Origin of the sequence: Lutibacter sp. HS1-25, from assembly GCF_004121075.1 — a bacterium.
Taxonomy (GTDB): domain Bacteria; phylum Bacteroidota; class Bacteroidia; order Flavobacteriales; family Flavobacteriaceae; genus Lutibacter.
This window is the reverse complement of sequence record NZ_RHLN01000025.1, coordinates 1-18,196: the sequence shown is the minus strand read 5'-3', so window position 1 is coordinate 18,196 and position 18,196 is coordinate 1. Positions and strand designations below refer to the sequence as shown.

Genomic DNA, 18,196 nt, shown 5'->3' with positions numbered 1-18,196 from the left:
TGTTAAAAATCAAACTTCAAACTCACAATAAAATTACGTCCAATATTAGGAATTTCATCACCTTTTAAACGTGATAAATGCGAAATGTAAGTTTTATTAAGTGCGTTATTTAAGTTTAAACCAAGATTAAAATGCACTTTTGAAACATTAAATGTTCCGCCAACACCAAAATTTAACAAGTTATATCCTTTTGAAGCTGTCTCAAATTCACTCACGTTATTTTGAGCTAAAACATTTTGTAAAGTTACACTGGCAAAACCACTGCTTAACCATTTTTTGATACTGTACTCAGCTCTCAAAGTATTTGTAAATTGATTTGCAGGTATCAATGGTAAATAATTTCCATTGTCTTGTTTGCCTATCACAATTTCAAAACTACTTTGTAAATGCAACCAATCTAATGGGTGTGGGTGTAAGTGAAAACCAAATTCGCCACCATACAAAGCTGCATTTTCCTGAACATATTTATAAACATCATAATTATCTTCAACTTCACCAGTAGGCGAAATAAAAATATATTCATAAATTTTATTGTAAAATCCGTTGGCAAATATTTCTAAATGATCCTTGTCATATTCAAGTGCAATATCTAATTGTACATTTTGCTCACTTGTTAAATCTGGGTTTCCTACTTCAAAACGATTAGAACCGTGATGCACGCCGTTTGAAGTTAATTCAGCTAAATTAGGTGCTTTAAACCCAGTGGCAACATTAAAACGACTTACAATGTGTTTAAAAATATTGGTTTTATACCCCAATGAAGCGGAGATGTTTTTAAAGTTTTTATCCAAGGCTTCATAAATATGAATTTCATCTTCGTGCGCAACCTCATGTTCTTCCGTTTTTAAATCTCTAAAATCAAAACGAATTCCACCCTGAATGCTGTTGTTGTTTTCCCAATCGTAGGTACCTGTATATAAAATTCCAATGTCGTTTGTTTTGGCATTTGGTATTAAAATTTCTTCACCAAAATTGCTGTTTTTTTGCCACATACCTTGAACACCAACAATAGATTCGTAATTTTTTATGTTAGGTAATTTCCATTTAATATCGTAACTAAATGTGTTTAATTTTAAAAATAATGAAGGATGTTCAACTTCGTCTTCATCTAAATCTGCAGCATGATCATCGTGGTCATGTTCTTCAAATTCTTTTCTGTCGTTTTGAGTGTATCCAAAAACTGTTGTAATTTTCGAATTGTTTAAAAAGAAAATATTATTTAAACTCAACATTTTAGTTGTTAAATCCTGATAGGGTAAAAGGGGTGTTTTGTTGCTGTTTTGAATACCAATTTCTTCAGGAATTCCAACACTAGCTTGGTTGTAGTTAAAACGTATAGAGCTCGACATAAAATCGTCGCTATACCCCATAGCTGCGTTAAAAACATTTTCATTAAAACGGGTATTGGTCACTTTTTCTGCTGAAGGAATTTCATAATCTGCATTAGAACTAAAAGAACCGTTGGCTAAAAATTTCCATTTTTTATAAGAATTTTTAGCACCAAAAAAAGTGCTGTTTCCTAAGGTATTTGATAAAAAAGTATGGCCAGCACTTACGTTCATGGTATTTTGATCGGCAAATTGTAAAGGTTTAAAATACAGTACACCACCCAAAGCATCAGAACCATATAAAAGTGATGCTGGTCCTTTTATAACTTCCACACTCTCAATACTCGATTCGTCAATTCCTAAGCCATGTTCGTCTCCAAATTGCTGATTTTCAAGTCTTATTCCTTGTGCATATACCAAAACGCGGTTGCCACGCAAACCTCTAATTACTGGTTTTCCTATGCCAGTACCTGTTGAAACCTGCGAAACTCCAGGAATTGTAGTAATACCATCGGCCAAGGTTGCAGCGCCTTTATTTTTTAATTGTTGAATTGTTGCCTTTTCAACTTTCATCACGTTTTCATTTTGCAGTTTGTTAAATGGGGTAGAAATAATGATTTCTTCCATTTTAAAAACCGATTCTTTTAAAATAAAATTTAAAACAGTTTCGGGTTGTTGTAGTTTAATGGTTCTTGCTTGGGTTTCAAAACCAATATATTCAACAGTAAGATGAATTGGTTGACTGGGTAAGTTTGAAATTTCATAAAAACCTTTGTCGTTGGTTGAAGTTCCTTTTTGAATTTCTTCAATATAAACAGCTGCATTAGCTATTGGATTGTTATTTGCATCGGTAATGATACCCGAAATTTTTTGTTGAGCTATTGAAATATAGGATACTGCTATAAATACTAGCGTCATAAACTTTTTCATAAATGTATGTTTTATTGTTATTATTAGTTGTTAAAAAACGAATTATGACAATAAAATAGGGGGTGCTCTTGATGTTTTAAAATGAAAGGTTTTTGAAGCTATTTGAACTTCAAAATTGCAAAAGTTTTTTGTTGAAATACTATTTGTAATTTCAATTTCTTCAGGAGAAAAAACAATTGCATGATGATTTGATTTAAAATGAAAACACGAACAATCAATTTCATTATCAAACAAATTTATTGAAACCTGTTTGCTTGTAGCTGAGTATTCGTGTTTTTTAAAAGCATGTACAGTTTGTATTGCCAAAGGCAGCAATACCACTGAAATCAATAGATAAGAAACTATATGTTTAAATGCTTTTTTAATTTCGTTTTAATTTAGATTACGAAATTACAAAAAGCATTTTAATCTTTTACACCTAATTTACCTAAAATTGTACCCATTAAACACCATTTTGTAATGCCCGATTGAAATAAATTTGCACCAACAAAAGCGGTAAACCACAACCAGTTGATATTTACTTTAACAGCTAATAATAAGCTTATTAAGATAAAGCTTCCTGCAACAATATGTATAATTCTGTTTTTCATTTTTATTTAGTTTTAGTTATTTAAAATTTTAATTACGTTTTTGCGAACGAAAAGCAATGAAGTGAAGCAATCTGTTTGAAATTAAACAGACAGCCACTTCATTGGTATTTACATTGATAGATTTTAGTTAAATATTGAAATCTATTAAACCGTTACACCATTCAACCATTACACTAATTTGTTCTTTCAATATTCAATTCAGCCAAATGTATGTTTGATGCTGTTTCTTGTTTATTGTTAAAATCTTTTACCAATTCAAAAACCTGATCAACATTTTCTTTTTGTACAAATGCGTAGAAAAAGACAGCTTCACCTTCATTCATTTCATTAGAAAACCAGTTTTCATTCACTGCCAATTCTGAAGCATCTCTATAACCAATCACATCTTTGTACGAGTAATTTTTTACATTCGCTTTTTTAAGAATGGTTTTAATTTCTTTTTTAAAACCTCTAATAGCGGTTATTATCAATAGTTTCATAATATTTTATTTTTCGTATTTGTGTTTTTCAGTCATATAATAAAGTAAAGGCACAACAATTAAAGTTAGTACGGTTGATACAATTGCACCAGCCACTAACGAGATTGCCAATCCTTGGAAAATTGGGTCGAACAATATGATAGATGCTCCAATTACCACCGCACCTGTTGTTAATAAAATTGGCGTGGTTCTTACTGCTCCAGCATCAATAATAGCTTGTTTTAACGGAATGCCATCATTCAATCTAATTTCAATAAAATCAATTATTAAAACCGAGTTTCTAACCATAACCCCAGCCAAAGCAATCATTCCAATAAAAGATGTTGCTGTAAAAAATGCATCAAAAATTAAATGTCCTAATACAATTCCTATCAACGACAGTGGTATGGCAACCATCATTACAATTGGAGTTTTAAAGTTTTGAAACCATCCAACAATCAACATATAAATAATAACAATTACAATTAAAAAGGCAGCTCCTAAGTCTCTAAAAACTTCCAAAGTTATTTGCCATTCACCATCCCATTTTACGGTAAAATCCGACTCGTCTGATGGTTGTTCCATATACAACTCGTTAATTTTATAACCAGTTGGCAGTTTTATATTTTGCAATTTTTCTTCCATTCCTAAAATTGCATATACCGGACTTTCCAAAGCACCAGCCATATCTGCAGTTATGTAAACCACACTTTTTTGATCTTTTCGGTAAATGGTTTTTTTCAAAGTATCTTTTTTAATTGAAACCAAATCACTGATAGGAATTGTAAATCCTTGACTCGATTTTATTTTGATATTTTGAATGGCATCTAACGAACTTTTTTCATTGTCTTCTAAAGCCAATACAATACCAATGCTTTCATTGGCGGTTTCGTTGTATAAAGCAGACACCGGGTGTTCTCTTAAAATGCTTGTAAGCGTTGCAACAACTTGTTGAGGTGCAATACCATTTAACATTGCTTTTTCTTTGTCAACTTCTAATTTGTATTCTGTTTGATCGGCTTCAACCATCCAATCAATATCTACAATATCATCTGTGTTTTCTAAAATGCCTTTTACCTGATGCGCAATTTTAATTTGTTCATCATAATCAGGTCCGTATATTTCAGCAACAATGGTAGACAATACTGGCGGTCCTGGCGGAACTTCAACTACTTTGATATTGGCACCGTATTTTGCACCAATTTTTTGAACCATAGGACGCACAATTTTAGCAATGTCGTGACTTTGTAAATCTCTATCGGCTTTGTGCAATAAATTTACCTGAATATCAGCCATATTACTTCCACCACGTAAATCGTAATGACGCACCAAACCGTTAAAAGTAATAGGAGCAGAGGTACCCACATAATTTTGATAATTAACCACTTCTGGTATGGTAGCCAAATACTGCGAAATTTCTTTTGTAACAATTGCAGTTCGCTCTAAAGTAGTGCCTTCGGGCATATCTATCACAATCTGAAACTCATTTTTATTGTCAAAAGGCAACATTTTTACAACCACCGTTTTGGTGAAAAATAAAAGTACAGAGCCTATTAAAAGAACCAATGTTACGGCTAAAAATCCCCAACGTTTCTTTTTATTGTCTAATAAAGGTTGTTCTATTTTTTTGTAAAATTTATAAATCATTCCGGTTTCTAAACCTTCCTCTTCTTTGTGCTCTTCATTGTCTTTTTCGCGCAATAAATGATAACCTAAATAAGGCGTTACCGTTAAAGCAATAAATAAAGACAACATCATAGCAATAGAAGCTCCAATTGGCATCGGACTCATATAAGGTCCCATCATACCCGATACAAACGCCATTGGTAAAATAGCTGCAATTACCGTAAATGTGGCTAAAATAGTAGGGTTTCCAACTTCATTAATAGCAAATATAGCGGCTTGTTTAAATGGTAAACGCTTCATTTTAAAGTGTCTGTGCATATTTTCGGCAATAATAATACTATCATCAACCACAATACCAACCACAAAAACCAAGGCAAATAATGTAATACGGTTTAGGGTATAATCTAGCATATAATAGCTAAACAAAGTCAGGGCAAATGTAAGCGGAACAGATAAAAATACCACCAAACCACCGCGCCAGCCCATAGCCAACATTACCAAAAGTGTTACTGCAATAATGGCAACACCTAAGTGCAATAACAATTCGCCCACTTTGTGAGACGCTGTTTCGCCGTAGTTTCTGCTAATTTCAACATGTACATCATCCGGAATCAAATTTTGTTTCAATGTTTCAACTTTGGTCAATATCTTTTCCGAAATTTTCATAGCATCAGCACCTTTTACTTTTGCAACCGATACTGTAACTGCTGCATATTCAGACGAATTTTTGGCAAAATTCTCATTGTTTTGACCATAACCAAACGATACGTAATTTGCCGGTGTTGCAGGTCCGTCTTCTATACTTGCTACTTGTTTTAGGTAAACAGGTAAGTTTTGATTTACCCCAACAACAATATTTTTAACATCGTCATCCGATTTTAAAAAATTACCAGTAGTTACTAAAAATTCAGTGTCGTTTTTTACAAAACTACCACTTTGCATCTGTTGGTTGTTGGCTTGTATCATTTGCATAATCTCAATAGCATCAACCCCGTTTTCGGCCATTTTTGCTTTGTCAAGATTAATTTTTAGCACACGATTTCTTCCACCAATTGTTTTTGTAATAGAAACATCTTTAATTTTCTTAACTTCATTTTCCAGTTCACCGGCAATTTGTTTCAGCTCAAAATCATTGTAATTTTCGCTCCAAAGTGTAATTCCCAGCATAGGCACATCGTCTATAGAGCGTGTTTTTACCAAAGGTTCATAAATGCCATTTACAAATAGATCTCTGTGTTTCATCAACTCGTCGTACAATTTAACGTACGAGTTTTCAGTATCTTCACCTACATAAAACTGCACAATAATCATTGCCTGACCGTTCATTGCCATTGCGTGAACGTGTTCTACACCTTTAATGTTCGAAATTATTTTTTCCAAAGGTTTTACAACCCTGTTTTCAACTTCTTTCGGACTCGCACCCGGATAGCCAACCATTACATCGGCCATTGGTACAATAATTTGCGGTTCTTCTTCTCTAGGTATTAAAAAAGAACTATACACACCAATAATCATCAAAGCAACCATTAACAAAACAGTTAACTTAGAATTGATAAAGGCACTGGCTATTTTACCTGATATTCCTTCGTTCATTTTTTTATATTTTTTGGGCGTTACACCGTAAAAACGGTGTCGGGCTATTCGTTTCAATCTTTTTTTTTATCAAAAAAAAGGATTTTCACTGCTATCCCTAACGCAAGTTTAGTTTATTGAATGTTTACTTTTACACCGTTAGATAACTTTCCATCTGCCTCAACAATGTAAGATTCATCAGCATTTAAGCCAGAAAGTACTTCTATTTGATCACCTTGTACGTTACCAAAACGCAACCAACGTAAAATGGCTGTATTTTGTTCACTAACCGTATAAATACCTTTTAAACTTCCGTTGGTAACAACTGCCGATGTTGGAATTAAAATAGTTCCTTCACCTTCATTTTTTACAGTAAATTTTGCAATAGCAAACATGCCCGATAAAATAGAAGTATCCGTTTTGTCCAATATAATTTTTACCAAATATTGTCCGCCTGTATTTTTAGCCGATGTGCTAATTTCAGTTACTTTTCCGTCAACCATTTTGTTCAACGATTTTACCAAAACTTGTACCGTGCTATTTTCATTAATTTCAGCAATTTGAGATTCAGGCACCATTGCCATTACCTGAAATGCTCCAGGTGTTTCTATACTTAACAAAGGCATTCCTGGGTTTGCCATATCGCCTTTATTAATGTATTTTCCGGTAACAATACCGCTAAATGGTGCTGTAATATTTGAATAAGACAACTGTGCATTTACCTGGTTTTTCATTTGTTTTGCCGACTCTAATCGTGCTTTTGCCATTTCGTAGTTGGTAGTCATATCATCCATTTCTTTTTGCGATGCACTGTTTTGCGCAAATAAGCTTTTGTATCTTTGGTAATCTTTTTCAGCATTGTTTAAAGCTACAGTAGCTTCAACAATTCCTGCGTTTACCTGTGCTTTTTGTGCCGAAATATCTGCACTGTTTATGTTAATTAACAATTGTCCTTTAGCAACTTTGTCGCCAACATTTACAAGTACATTGTTTACATAACCCATCATTCGGGTACTAATATTGGCATTTTGTACTGCTTCAATTTTACCACTTGCAGTAACAAATGTACCGCCATTTGTTGCTGGTGTACTAACTTTTACATTAACTGCAGGTCTATTGTCAATATTTGCCTTTTTGTCATTTCCGCAACTTGCGACAAAAAACAAAGTTAAAATGGCTGCTATTTTTAGTGTATTTTTCATTTTATAAAATTTTAAAGTCTTGATTTTATTTAGTTAAAAAGTTTACGTACGCTTTTGTATAATTGTAATTAAAAACGGTTTGTAAGTAGGCTAGTTGTTTTTGTAAATACTGTGTTTCAGAAATCAATAAATCCGAAGATTTTTCCAATCCTTCTTTAAAACGGTTGGTTCTAATACGTAAAGATTCACTTGATTGTTCTAAAGCTAAACTATTAAGGTGTAAGCTATTTTCAGCATCTTTTAAATCGCGCTTAGCTTTGTTAAATTCCAATTCGCTTTTGCTTTTATACTCATCTAATTGTAAGTTAGCTTTGTTAAATTCGGCTTTTGTTTTTTGAGTTTCACCAACACGTTTAAAACCTTCAAACACATTCCATTTTAATTGAGCGCCTACCAAATAGCCACCAGAATTTCCTTCAAAAATGTCTTTATTGTACATTTCATAACTTCCAAAAGCATTTAAGCTTGGTACATAGCTCATTTTTGAAGCTTTGTACATATGCTCGTAAGCATTGGTGCTTTCTTCCATAGCTTCAATATCAGCCCTGTTAATAGAAAAAGCAGTTGTGTACAGATTTAAATCTAATTCAGCTTCTAAAGTTTTTGTTGGTTTTAAAGCAATTTCACTTGTTTCACCTATTAAAAAAAGTACATAATCAGATGCGTTTTTAATATTGCTTTTTGCATTTTGTAATTGATTTTCGACTTCAGTTGCATAAATATCAACCAATAAAACATCGGCTTTTTGCATATAGCCTTGGTTAAAATTGTCGTCGGCTATTTTTTTGTTTGCCAAAGCAGCTTGTTTTGCACTTTCTAAAACTTCAACAGCTTTGTAAGCCAATTGCAATTGCATATATGCTTTGGTAATTTCCAATTTCATATAATCTGCCGTACGAGCCGATTGCAATTCAACAGCATTTAATTTAGATTTTGCAGCTTTTCGCATTTGAAAACCATCCATATTAAATATAGGTTGCTGAATTTCAAATTTGGTTGCAAAGTTTGTAGTATTGTCTGGGTCGTTTAACAAAGCTGGATCAAAATCGCCAGGTGTTAAAATTCCCTGATTTAATTTAGAACCAAATGCCATTAACGGATTGGTTGTTGCAATTCCTGAATAGGATGCATTTATATTTGGTAAAAAAACAGATTTAGTCTGATTGTATTCAGCTTTGGCTGCATTTACATCTTCTTCAGAAATTTTAATCGTGTAGTTATTTTCTGCGGCTTTTGATAATATTTCATCCAAAGAAATAATGACTTCTTGTTGGGCATGTAATATTAAAAAGTTAGTTAGAAAAAATATAAATAAGATTTTGTTTTTGCCTCTCATAATTTTTTGCATTTTTTAGTTCAATGCAAAAGTAGTTGAGGCATAATGCGTGAACCGTAATAAACATTACAAACTTATGTAACATTTATAACAGAATCTTAAATTTAGTTGAACAGCGTAGGGTCTTTTTTGTATTTTTTTTGTTCAGATTTTCTAAATTCTTTAAACATAACGGTTTCATTAAAACCAGCCATATATTCTTGTCCAGATTTAATGTTAACAATACCATTTTGTGTTATAAACTTAGGTGCTATAAATTTTAAAGAACTCTCATTTTCTTTTAATTGCTTGTCTTTTTCTTTAAAGTTTGTATAGTAATAAGAATATATTTGGAAACTTAGTCTGTAATTTTCAGCTCCATATTCATTCATAATACCCAATGCAGTTTGAGGATAAACAGTTTGACCTAATTTTACAAACATTGATTTGTGTTTTAAATTAATATAGCGCGCATAAGTTCCGTCAGCATGTTCAATTAAGATCTCATTTGTTTTGTTGGTAAAAAATGTACCTTTAGTTTCATTATTTTCAAAGTCATCAATTATTTTCACAACAATTCCTTTACGCATACTACAAACTGTATCAGGATTTTTTGAATTTAATGAATACGATTTCCAATTTATAGGTCTTTCGTGTCCTAAATATTTTTCACCTACATGAGATGATTCACCAATTTTAAATTTTTTACCATTTTTAAAAGGAAGGATATAGGTAAATGAACTATCAATATTAGGATTTGGTACACCAATCATATACCTATATGAATAAGAAAAATTAATATGTTGTTTATCGTTATTTGGTTTTAACCTTAATAATACCCCTGTATAATTATTAATAACACCTTTAAAATCTCCAGAATTACAATTTGTTAAGTCGTTTAATTCGAGTTCTAAATAATAACTTCCGGGTAATAGCTTTTTATAAGTTAAATCAACACTTTTATCATCGTGTCTTGTAATTTCGATGGTGATGTTGTTGTTTTGAGCGTAAGAAGTTTTACAAATTAATGCAATAGACAATAAAGCTATTAAATAGTTGATGCTTTTTTTCATTTTCAATTTTTTTAATAATTTCTATATGCGATTTATTCTTTGTTTACATTCATAGTTGTAAACCTGCATTTAAAGAATCAACTGATATAGGATTGTTAAAATCAATCAAATATATTGAAAAATGATAAAAGAACGATTATTTTAATTTAGAAAAATGAATTTCTCCCGATTTTCCTGATAGTAGTGATGAAAAAAGTTTTGTTTGTGGAAATTGTTCAAAAATAATTTTTAAGAATACAGTTATTGGAATAGACATAATTAAACCAGGTACGCCCCAAATATAGCCCCAAAGCATTAAAGATACCAAAATAGCAATGACATTTATTGAAAATGATTTACCCATAAAAATAGGTTCTAAAATGCTACCAAATACTACTTGAACCAGTGTGATTGATAAAATAAAGAAAAACAGGGTACTTGTTGGGTCTAATTCTACAAAAGCAAATATTGCCAATAAAATCACAGAAACTATGGAACCAATCATTTGTACAAAATTTAAAAAGAAGGCAACCAAGCCCCAAAATATTGGGAAACTGACATTAAAAAAGTAACAAGCCAATCCAAATCCTATGCCTGTTAAGGCGCTTACAAAAAACTTTACTTTTACAAATTGTATCAAATCATCTTCAATTTTCATAAAGATTTTTGCCGAAGCATATTTTTGTTTGAATATTGCGCCACTAAAAATTTTGTAAAAATTAATAGATTCAGCCAACCATAAAACAACAAAAAAGGCGGTCATTAATAACATGGTAACGGTATTGATAATTAACCCAATTGTGTTTCCAAAATTCTTTCCAAAATCGTCGTTGTTAACAATTTTATTTAAAAAATTGCCGTCATTTAGCAATTGTATGCCAAGAGAATCTTCAATTAAAAAAGTTAAATCGGTTAATTTTATCTGGGCTTTTGCTAAAAAAGCATCTTGAGTTTGTACAATTTCTCGACCAGCTAGTTTTATAATTTCGGCACCCAGTAAAAATGAAACTGCAAAAATGGATAAAACAATAATGATGCTTAAAAAATTAGGAATGTTTCGTTTTGTTAACCATCTCATTAATGGTAAAAATAACAAGGCAATAAACAATGACGATATCAAAGGGATAAGTATAAAACTCAATATTTTTAGTAAATAAAAAATGAGTGGAACTACGATTACCAGTAATAAAATATTTGTTGTTTTACGCTCGTTCATAGATTTAAAAATTAATGAGAGCAAAGTTACAAAGAAAAATCCCGCGTTTGGCGGGATTTTTTTAAATACTGTAAATATAAATTTTATAGCTATTTTATAATTTTTACAAAAGCTAGTTACTTTTTTCGAACCTTCATGTTTAGAGCTTCAACACCCAGTGAAAATGCTATGGCAAAGTACAAATACCCTTTAGGAATTGCACCAACTTGTTTGTCAAATATTTCAACATGAGATAAGTGAGCACCTTCAGTAATTAGCATAAAGCCAATTAAAATTAAAAATGACAGTGCCAACATTTGAATGGTTGGATGTTTGTTTACAAAATCACCCACAGGAACCGCAAAAATCATCATAATAATCATAGAAACTATAACGGCAGTTATCATGATTAATAATGCACCCGGAACACCATTGGTCATACCAACAGCTGTTAAAACAGAGTCAAATGAAAAAACAATGTCAATCATAACAATTTGTAAAATAACCATACCAAATGTGGCGGCAACTTTACTTTTTGTTGAATTTGTATTGTGTTCTTCTTCAATGCCTTCAACTTTATGGTGAATTTCTTTGGTGCTTTTGTATAGTAAAAAGATACCTCCTAAAATTAAAATAACACTTTGGCCAGTAATACCTGCTTTAAACCAAGAAAGGTCAAAATTTAAAAATGGAGCTTTCATAGAAATTAAATACGAAACACCCATTAACAATATAATTCTAAAAACCAATGCCAGGAGCAATCCCAATCTTGTGGCTTTTTTAATTTTTTCTTTGGGTAATTTACCAGCAGTTATAGAAATAAAAATAATATTATCTATTCCTAAAATAATTTCTAAAAACGTTAGTGTTAGCAGCGCAATCCAAGCATCTGCATGTAAAAATATTTCCACAATTAATCGGCTATTTTTGTTATGCTACCTTTTTGTACAAAATTGGAATGACCAATAACTGCTTCAAAATCGTACGAATCATTTTCGATATTTGTAATTTTTACATAAATCGGATCTTCATCAATAACAGATTTAGGATTGATCATTACTAAGGTATAATTAAAATTGTTTTTCCATGAAATAGAAAATGTGTCAATTTTTTGCTCATATTGTTCAATTTGCAAAGAATCGATACGCGTGATAATTGTTTTTGAATAACTTTTATCAGCAGGAATTTCAAAAGTACCCGATTTAAATCTATCAGGACTTGGTGTTTTTTCTTTACAACCAATTAATAGTGCAAAAAATGAAAATAGTAAAACAATTTTTTTCATAGTCTTATTTTATTAAATACCAGTGTAATTACTTGGTGTAATGGCTTTTAATTCGGCTTTAATTTCGTTTGAAATTTCTAAGCTATCAATAAAATCAGCCATAGATTTTTGGGTAATTTTTTCGTTGGTTCTAGTCAATCCTTTTAAAGCTTCATACGGATTAGGGTATGCTTCTCTTCTTAAAATTGTTTGAATTGCTTCTGCAACTACCGCCCAGTGATTTTCTAAATCTTCAGCAAATTTAGCTTCATTAATCAATAATTTATTCAAGCCTTTTAAAGTTGAAGAAAAACCAATAATAGTATGCGCAAGTGGCACACCTACATTTCTTAAAACAGTAGAATCTGTTAAATCGCGTTGTAAACGAGAGATTGGTAATTTAGCAGATAAATGTTCGTATAATGCATTTGCGATACCTAAGTTTCCTTCTGAATTTTCAAAATCAATCGGATTTACTTTGTGAGGCATTGCCGATGAACCAACTTCACCTTTTTTAATTTTTTGTTTAAAATAATCCATAGAAACATACGTCCAAATGTCTCTGTTAAAGTCAATTAAAATATTGTTGATACGTTTTTGAGCATCAAAAATAGCAGCTAAATGATCGTAATGTTCAATTTGTGTTGTTGGAAATGAGTGGTGTAAGCCCAAAATATTTTCAACAAAATGAGTTCCAAAAGCTTTCCAATCTATAGTTGGATATGCAACTTTGTGCGCATTGTAATTACCAGTTGCACCACCAAATTTAGCAGCATAAGGTATGTTTTGTAATAGTTTTATTTGTTGCTCAATACGTTCAACAAAAACATAGATTTCTTTGCCTAAACGTGTTGGAGAAGCTGGTTGACCGTGGGTACGTGCCAACATAGGAATGTTAGCCCATTCTGTAGCCAATTCTCTTAATTTTTGAACCAATTCAGCCAATTCAGGATAATAAACAATATCACAAGCATCATTTATAGATAACGGAATTGAAGTGTTGTTGATATCTTGTGAGGTCAATCCAAAATGGATAAACTCTTTGTATTTTTGAAGATTTAAAGCATCAAATTTTTCTTTGATAAAGTATTCTACAGCTTTTACATCGTGATTGGTAATAGACTCAATATCTTTTATTTTTTGAGCATCTTCTGAAGAAAATTCGATATAAATATTTCTCAATGCTGGATATAATGAAGCATCAAAATCTGCTAATTGTGGTAATGGAATCTCACATAAAGCAATAAAGTATTCAACTTCTACTTTTACTCTGTATTTTATCAAAGCTTCTTCCGAAAAAAACGGTGCTAAATTTGCTACTTTACTTCTGTATCTACCATCTATTGGTGATATGGCGTTTAAACTTGTTAAGGACATATGTTGTTTTTATGTTGAAAAATGCGAAATTAATGAATTTAACCCATATTTTACGCATTTATTTCTTGTTTATCAGTGCTAAAGTCATCTTTCCTCGTGCTTTATAAGCGGCACTTTCTGTAACCATATTTTGTAGAATGATTAATTTTAATTCGTGATGTACCCAGTCTGTATTTTTTCCTAATAAATAAAGACTTGTCATTGCATAGGCTTTTGTTGCCACTTTGTGTTTGCCAATTAACCAGTCAAAACTAGTTTCAATAATGGTATCTATTTGTGCTTTTGTTAAATAATTTTTAATAATGATATCAATTTTTGAAGCTTGTTTTTGCGCCAAAAACATACAAATTTTAGATGCTGGTCTAACAGCGCTATCGTGCTTTAATTTTTTTATATTTTCTACAAAAAAGTGAAGGTGAGGGGCTAATAATTCAATATTTTCAGCACAAACCAATTCCAATATCCAGGCTGCTTTTATGGCTGTTTTGCCTTTTAATTCAAAAACAATTTCTATTAAAAAAGGAAACAATTCCTTGTTTTTAAGTACCAAATTGGTAACTCGCATACGGTTTTCTCGTTTTGCATTTTCAATTTGCTCTAATTGTGTTATTAAATAGGTTTTAGTCACTTTTATAAAATATTGAAATACAGTTGTTTGTATTTTTTTATTTGATTAAATTCGATACAATAAAAAACAATAAATAGTTGGTATGTAGTTTTTTAAGTAGCTCTTAATTTATTTTTCATCTTCGGTATTTTTAACTTTTGATTTTTTTAAATTTTCATCCTTTTTTTTAGGCATTAATTTATACATCAAATAAATAAAAGCCACTAAAACGTGCAGTATAATAACTGTCATAATGGTAAAAAACCAAAAATTTGAGATGCCCATAATTTAAATTTAGGTTAAATTTAAAAAACAAAATAACACCTTGTAATATTATTAACAAAATAATAAGTTGAGCTTTGTGTATAATTTTGATAATTGTGCTAATTTTATAGATTATAAACAACAAAAAAATAGATAAATGAAAAAAGTGCTTTTGGGAATTTTAGTCCTATTTATATTGATTCAAATGGTTCGTCCTACTAAAAATGATTCTAAAAACGATGTCAATCACATTTCAACAGTAATGCCTATTCCTGCTGAAGTTGATAAAATTTTAACTACTTCTTGTTACGATTGTCATTCAAATAATACGGTTTATCCTTGGTACAGCGAAATTGCACCAGTTTCTTGGTTTTTAGCACAGCACATTAACGAAGGTAAAGAGCATTTAAATTTTTCAGAATGGACTGTTTACAATAAAAATCAGCAGGAACATATTGCAAACGATTTGGAGGAAGTTTTAGAAGGTCAAGGTATGCCTTTAAAAAGTTATTTGTTAATTCATAAAGATGCAGCAATGACTCCAGAGCAATACAAGTTGTTGTTAAATTGGGTTGAATCTATTGAAGTTGAATAAATGAAAGGATTGACTGTAATTTTCACGTTTTTTATAATTGGATTGAGCGCCGTTAATGCGCAAGAAAAAGTCAATCAATTCAACAAAAATGGAGAACGAACTGGCGAATGGGTAAAATATTACGACAATGGTAATGTGCGTTATCGCGGACAATTTGAAAACGGAAAAGAAGTTGGTGTTTTTAAGTTTTACAGTATGATAAGCAATAGTGAACCTATTATTATCAAAACTTTTTCAACAGCTTCAAATATTGCTAAAGTTGCATTTTATTCTACAGAAGGTGTTTTAGAAAGTAATGGTGAAATGGATGGTGAAAATCGGGTTGGTTTATGGGTTTTTTATCATAAAGATGGTAAAACAATTGTTTCCGAAGAAAATTATAAAAATGGATTGCTTGATGGTGAATCAAAAACGTATTACCGAAACGGAAAAATAACAGAGACTATGTTTTATAAAAATGGTGTTTTAGAAGGTAATTTAAAACGCTTTTCTGATGAAGGTATTTTGTTAGATGATTTGAACTATAAAAATGGTAAATTAAGTGGCTTGGCAAAATATTACAATACGGCGGGTGAATTAACTATGACTGGTTATTACGAAAACAATGAAAGAATAGGTGAATGGAATTATTTTGAAAATGGCAAACCGGCAAAAGAAGAAGATGTTAAACAAAAATAAATGATATGACTTTAAATCCTTTAGTATCTGTAAACTGGCTTTCTAAAAATTTAGACATTCCAAATTTGGTTATTTTAGATGCAAGTGTTAAAAACAATGTTTCGGGCTTAGTGGCTGAGTTTCCAAATCTTCAAATTAAAGGTGCTCGTTATTTTGATATGGAAAATGTGTTTTTTGATAAAAACAATGCAATTCCAAATATGATGCCCAATGCTGAAACTTTCACCAAAGAATGTCAAAAACTAGGAATCAATAAAAATAGCATTATTGTTGTTTACGATAACTTAGGTATTTATACAAGTCCACGTGCCTGGTGGATGTTTAAAGCAATGGGGCATCCTTATGTTGCTGTTTTAGATGGTGGTTTGTCTGCTTGGAAAAAAGCAGGATTGCCTTGTGAAGAACCTGTAAAAACAACATTTAAAAAAGGCGACTTTGAAGCTAATTATCAATCGGAAATGGTAGTTGATGCGCAACAAATTTTGGCAAATTTAAACAACGAAAATGTATTGATTTTAGATGCTAGGGGCGAAACCCGTTTTGATGGAAGTGTACCGGAACCTAGAGAAAATATGGCAAGTGGACATATGCCTGGCGCTAAAAACTTTCCTTATAAAAAGGTTTTGGAAAATGGTAAAATGTTGTCAAAATCTAAATTGGCAGCATTGTTTAAGTCTTTTAATGCCAATGAAAAACAACTTATTTTTACCTGTGGATCTGGTATTACAGCTTGTATTATTTTATTGGCAAGTGAATTGGTTGCCGACAATCCAAAGTCGTTATACGACGGTTCTTGGTCTGAATGGGGTCAAATGGGGAAATTTCCTGTTGAAGCAAATTAGATTTTAATATATTTGATAAAGAAATTTAAGATATCAGACTAAAATAAGCATATGAAACAAGTAAAGATTTTAAGTGAAATTGAGAAAATTTTAAAAAACAGTATAAGTTTTGAGACCGTTTCAGATGATGAAGTTGACTCTGAAGAACTTTCAAAAAGAAAAAGAAAAAAATCACGTAGAAAAGGACCCGTTAAAGCAATTTTTGATTTGCTGATATCCTTTTTTGTAAGTGTTATAAAATCACCTTTCGAACTAATTCAACAATACATAAAAAAAGAGGTTATTGGTTTAATTAGAAAAGAACTTAAATCTTATTTTATACTCATTATTTTATTTGGCGTACTTTTTACCATTTTCATCATTTTTTGGGTATTAATTTCATTGGCAATTGGTGTTTATTTTCAGGAAATTGGTTTTACGTTTTTACATGCTATATTGTTTGTAATTGCTTTTCAGTTAGTGGTTTTTGCCATTGTAAGCTTTGCGATTTATAAAATTTCTTATAAAATTAAATCACTTAAATTATTAATAGAATCGTAAGACAGAATTTCTGCTTCAACATAAAAACATAAAAAAAGCATTCTAAATAACTAGAATGCTTTTCCATTAACCAAATTTAAACTAAACTCAAACCAATATTTAGTAAATATTTTAATTAAGAGCTGGTAAAATAACTTTGTCAATTACGTGTACAACACCGTTTGATGCTTGTACATCATATGCTATTATATTGCTATTTCTGTTATTGGCGTCTGTTAATTTTGCACCACCAGTAACATTTGCTGTAATATTGCCACCTAAAGTTGTTACAGTCATATTGTCTGATAATTGGCTGGCAATTACGTTAGCTCCTGCAACTACGTGAGAATTTAATGTTGCTGTTAAAGTAGCTGCATCAATAGCTGCTAAATTAGGAGCATTTAATTCTGTTAGTAAATTACCAAAAGCTTCATTTGTTGGAGCAAATACTGTAAAAGGTGCTGGATTTGTTCCGTTTGCAGTAGATAATGTTGCAACAAAATTTGGTTGGTCATTTCTTGTTAATGCAGCAACTAAAGTTGAAAAATTAGCATTTGAAGTTGCAAAAGTTACAACTGTTGGTAAACCAATAACTTTATCAACTAAGTGAATAACACCATTGTCTACTACATTGTCTGCATTTGTAACCATAGACATTCCGTTTATTTTAACTACTGAAGTTTTTTCAATATACATACTCATTTTTTTACCGTTTGGTGTAGCAGTTGAAAGTGTTGAAACATATCCAGTTTCAATATCAGTTGATCTAACATCTCCCATAA

19 protein-coding genes are annotated in these 18,196 nt (G+C 31.1%); 4 read left to right on the top strand and 15 right to left on the bottom strand.

Annotated features, from left to right (window positions below):
* Positions 1–2: 2 nt before the first annotated feature.
* From EC396_RS10025 to EC396_RS17865, 14 genes are all read right to left on the bottom strand, one after another.
* The gene (locus tag EC396_RS10025) at positions 3–2,258 is read right to left on the bottom strand and encodes a TonB-dependent receptor (protein WP_129366569.1); all 2,256 of its coding nucleotides are present in this window, start codon (positions 2,256–2,258) and stop codon (positions 3–5) included.
* Positions 2,259–2,300: 42 nt separating this feature from the next.
* The gene (locus tag EC396_RS10020; protein ID WP_129366568.1) at positions 2,301–2,588 is read right to left on the bottom strand and encodes a hypothetical protein; all 288 of its coding nucleotides are present in this window, start codon (positions 2,586–2,588) and stop codon (positions 2,301–2,303) included.
* A gap of 74 nt (positions 2,589–2,662) precedes the next feature.
* Positions 2,663–2,848, bottom strand: coding sequence for a DUF2892 domain-containing protein (locus tag EC396_RS10015; protein WP_129366567.1), 186 nt, complete (start codon positions 2,846–2,848; stop codon positions 2,663–2,665).
* Between the two features lie 173 nt (positions 2,849–3,021).
* Positions 3,022–3,327 carry a hypothetical protein gene (locus EC396_RS10010; protein WP_129366566.1) on the bottom strand — a complete coding sequence of 102 codons (306 nt, stop codon included), beginning with the start codon at positions 3,325–3,327 and terminating at the stop codon, positions 3,022–3,024.
* 6 nt (positions 3,328–3,333) lie between these two features.
* Positions 3,334–6,525, bottom strand: a complete 3,192-nt coding sequence (locus EC396_RS10005) for an efflux RND transporter permease subunit (protein WP_129366565.1) — start codon at positions 6,523–6,525, stop codon at positions 3,334–3,336.
* 113 nt (positions 6,526–6,638) lie between these two features.
* Complete coding sequence (locus tag EC396_RS10000) at positions 6,639–7,706, bottom strand: efflux RND transporter periplasmic adaptor subunit (protein WP_129366564.1); 1,068 nt, start codon at positions 7,704–7,706, stop codon at positions 6,639–6,641.
* A gap of 25 nt (positions 7,707–7,731) precedes the next feature.
* Complete coding sequence (locus EC396_RS09995) at positions 7,732–9,042, bottom strand: TolC family protein (protein WP_240665681.1); 1,311 nt, start codon at positions 9,040–9,042, stop codon at positions 7,732–7,734.
* Positions 9,043–9,146: 104 nt separating this feature from the next.
* Complete coding sequence (locus tag EC396_RS09990) at positions 9,147–10,094, bottom strand: peptidoglycan DD-metalloendopeptidase family protein (RefSeq protein ID WP_129366562.1); 948 nt, start codon at positions 10,092–10,094, stop codon at positions 9,147–9,149.
* A 136-nt stretch (positions 10,095–10,230) separates the two neighbouring features.
* The gene (locus tag EC396_RS09985) at positions 10,231–11,214 is read right to left on the bottom strand and encodes an AI-2E family transporter (RefSeq protein WP_240665680.1); all 984 of its coding nucleotides are present in this window, start codon (positions 11,212–11,214) and stop codon (positions 10,231–10,233) included.
* A 191-nt stretch (positions 11,215–11,405) separates the two neighbouring features.
* The gene (locus tag EC396_RS09980) at positions 11,406–12,179 is read right to left on the bottom strand and encodes a TerC family protein (RefSeq protein WP_129366560.1); all 774 of its coding nucleotides are present in this window, start codon (positions 12,177–12,179) and stop codon (positions 11,406–11,408) included.
* Between the two features lie 2 nt (positions 12,180–12,181).
* A complete protein-coding gene (locus tag EC396_RS09975) occupies positions 12,182–12,553 on the bottom strand; it encodes a hypothetical protein (RefSeq protein WP_129366559.1) in 372 nt (123 codons plus the stop codon).
* 12 nt (positions 12,554–12,565) lie between these two features.
* On the bottom strand, positions 12,566–13,909 hold the full coding sequence (gene purB, locus EC396_RS09970) for an adenylosuccinate lyase (RefSeq protein WP_129366558.1): 1,344 nt from the start codon (positions 13,907–13,909) through the stop codon (positions 12,566–12,568).
* A 58-nt stretch (positions 13,910–13,967) separates the two neighbouring features.
* On the bottom strand, positions 13,968–14,537 hold the full coding sequence (locus EC396_RS09965) for an adenylosuccinate lyase (RefSeq protein ID WP_129366557.1): 570 nt from the start codon (positions 14,535–14,537) through the stop codon (positions 13,968–13,970).
* 108 nt (positions 14,538–14,645) lie between these two features.
* The gene (locus EC396_RS17865) at positions 14,646–14,801 is read right to left on the bottom strand and encodes a hypothetical protein (protein ID WP_164975241.1); all 156 of its coding nucleotides are present in this window, start codon (positions 14,799–14,801) and stop codon (positions 14,646–14,648) included.
* A gap of 136 nt (positions 14,802–14,937) precedes the next feature.
* Between EC396_RS17865 and EC396_RS09960 the strand changes: the two genes are divergently transcribed.
* The 4 genes from EC396_RS09960 to EC396_RS09945 are packed head-to-tail and all read left to right on the top strand — an operon-like array spanning position 14,938 to position 17,435.
* Complete coding sequence (locus tag EC396_RS09960; protein WP_129366556.1) at positions 14,938–15,375, top strand: heme-binding domain-containing protein; 438 nt, start codon at positions 14,938–14,940, stop codon at positions 15,373–15,375.
* Positions 15,376–16,053: a toxin-antitoxin system YwqK family antitoxin gene (locus tag EC396_RS09955; RefSeq protein ID WP_129366555.1), complete on the top strand. Its 678-nt coding sequence runs from the start codon at positions 15,376–15,378 to the stop codon at positions 16,051–16,053.
* A gap of 5 nt (positions 16,054–16,058) precedes the next feature.
* Positions 16,059–16,895 (top strand): sulfurtransferase, encoded by an 837-nt coding sequence (locus EC396_RS09950; RefSeq protein WP_129366554.1) that lies wholly within the window; start codon positions 16,059–16,061, stop codon positions 16,893–16,895.
* A gap of 51 nt (positions 16,896–16,946) precedes the next feature.
* Complete coding sequence (locus tag EC396_RS09945; RefSeq protein WP_129366553.1) at positions 16,947–17,435, top strand: hypothetical protein; 489 nt, start codon at positions 16,947–16,949, stop codon at positions 17,433–17,435.
* Between the two features lie 111 nt (positions 17,436–17,546).
* Here EC396_RS09945 and EC396_RS09940 read toward each other — a convergent pair.
* On the bottom strand, positions 17,547–18,196 hold a 650-nt coding region (locus EC396_RS09940), incomplete at its 5' end, for a fasciclin domain-containing protein (RefSeq protein ID WP_164975240.1).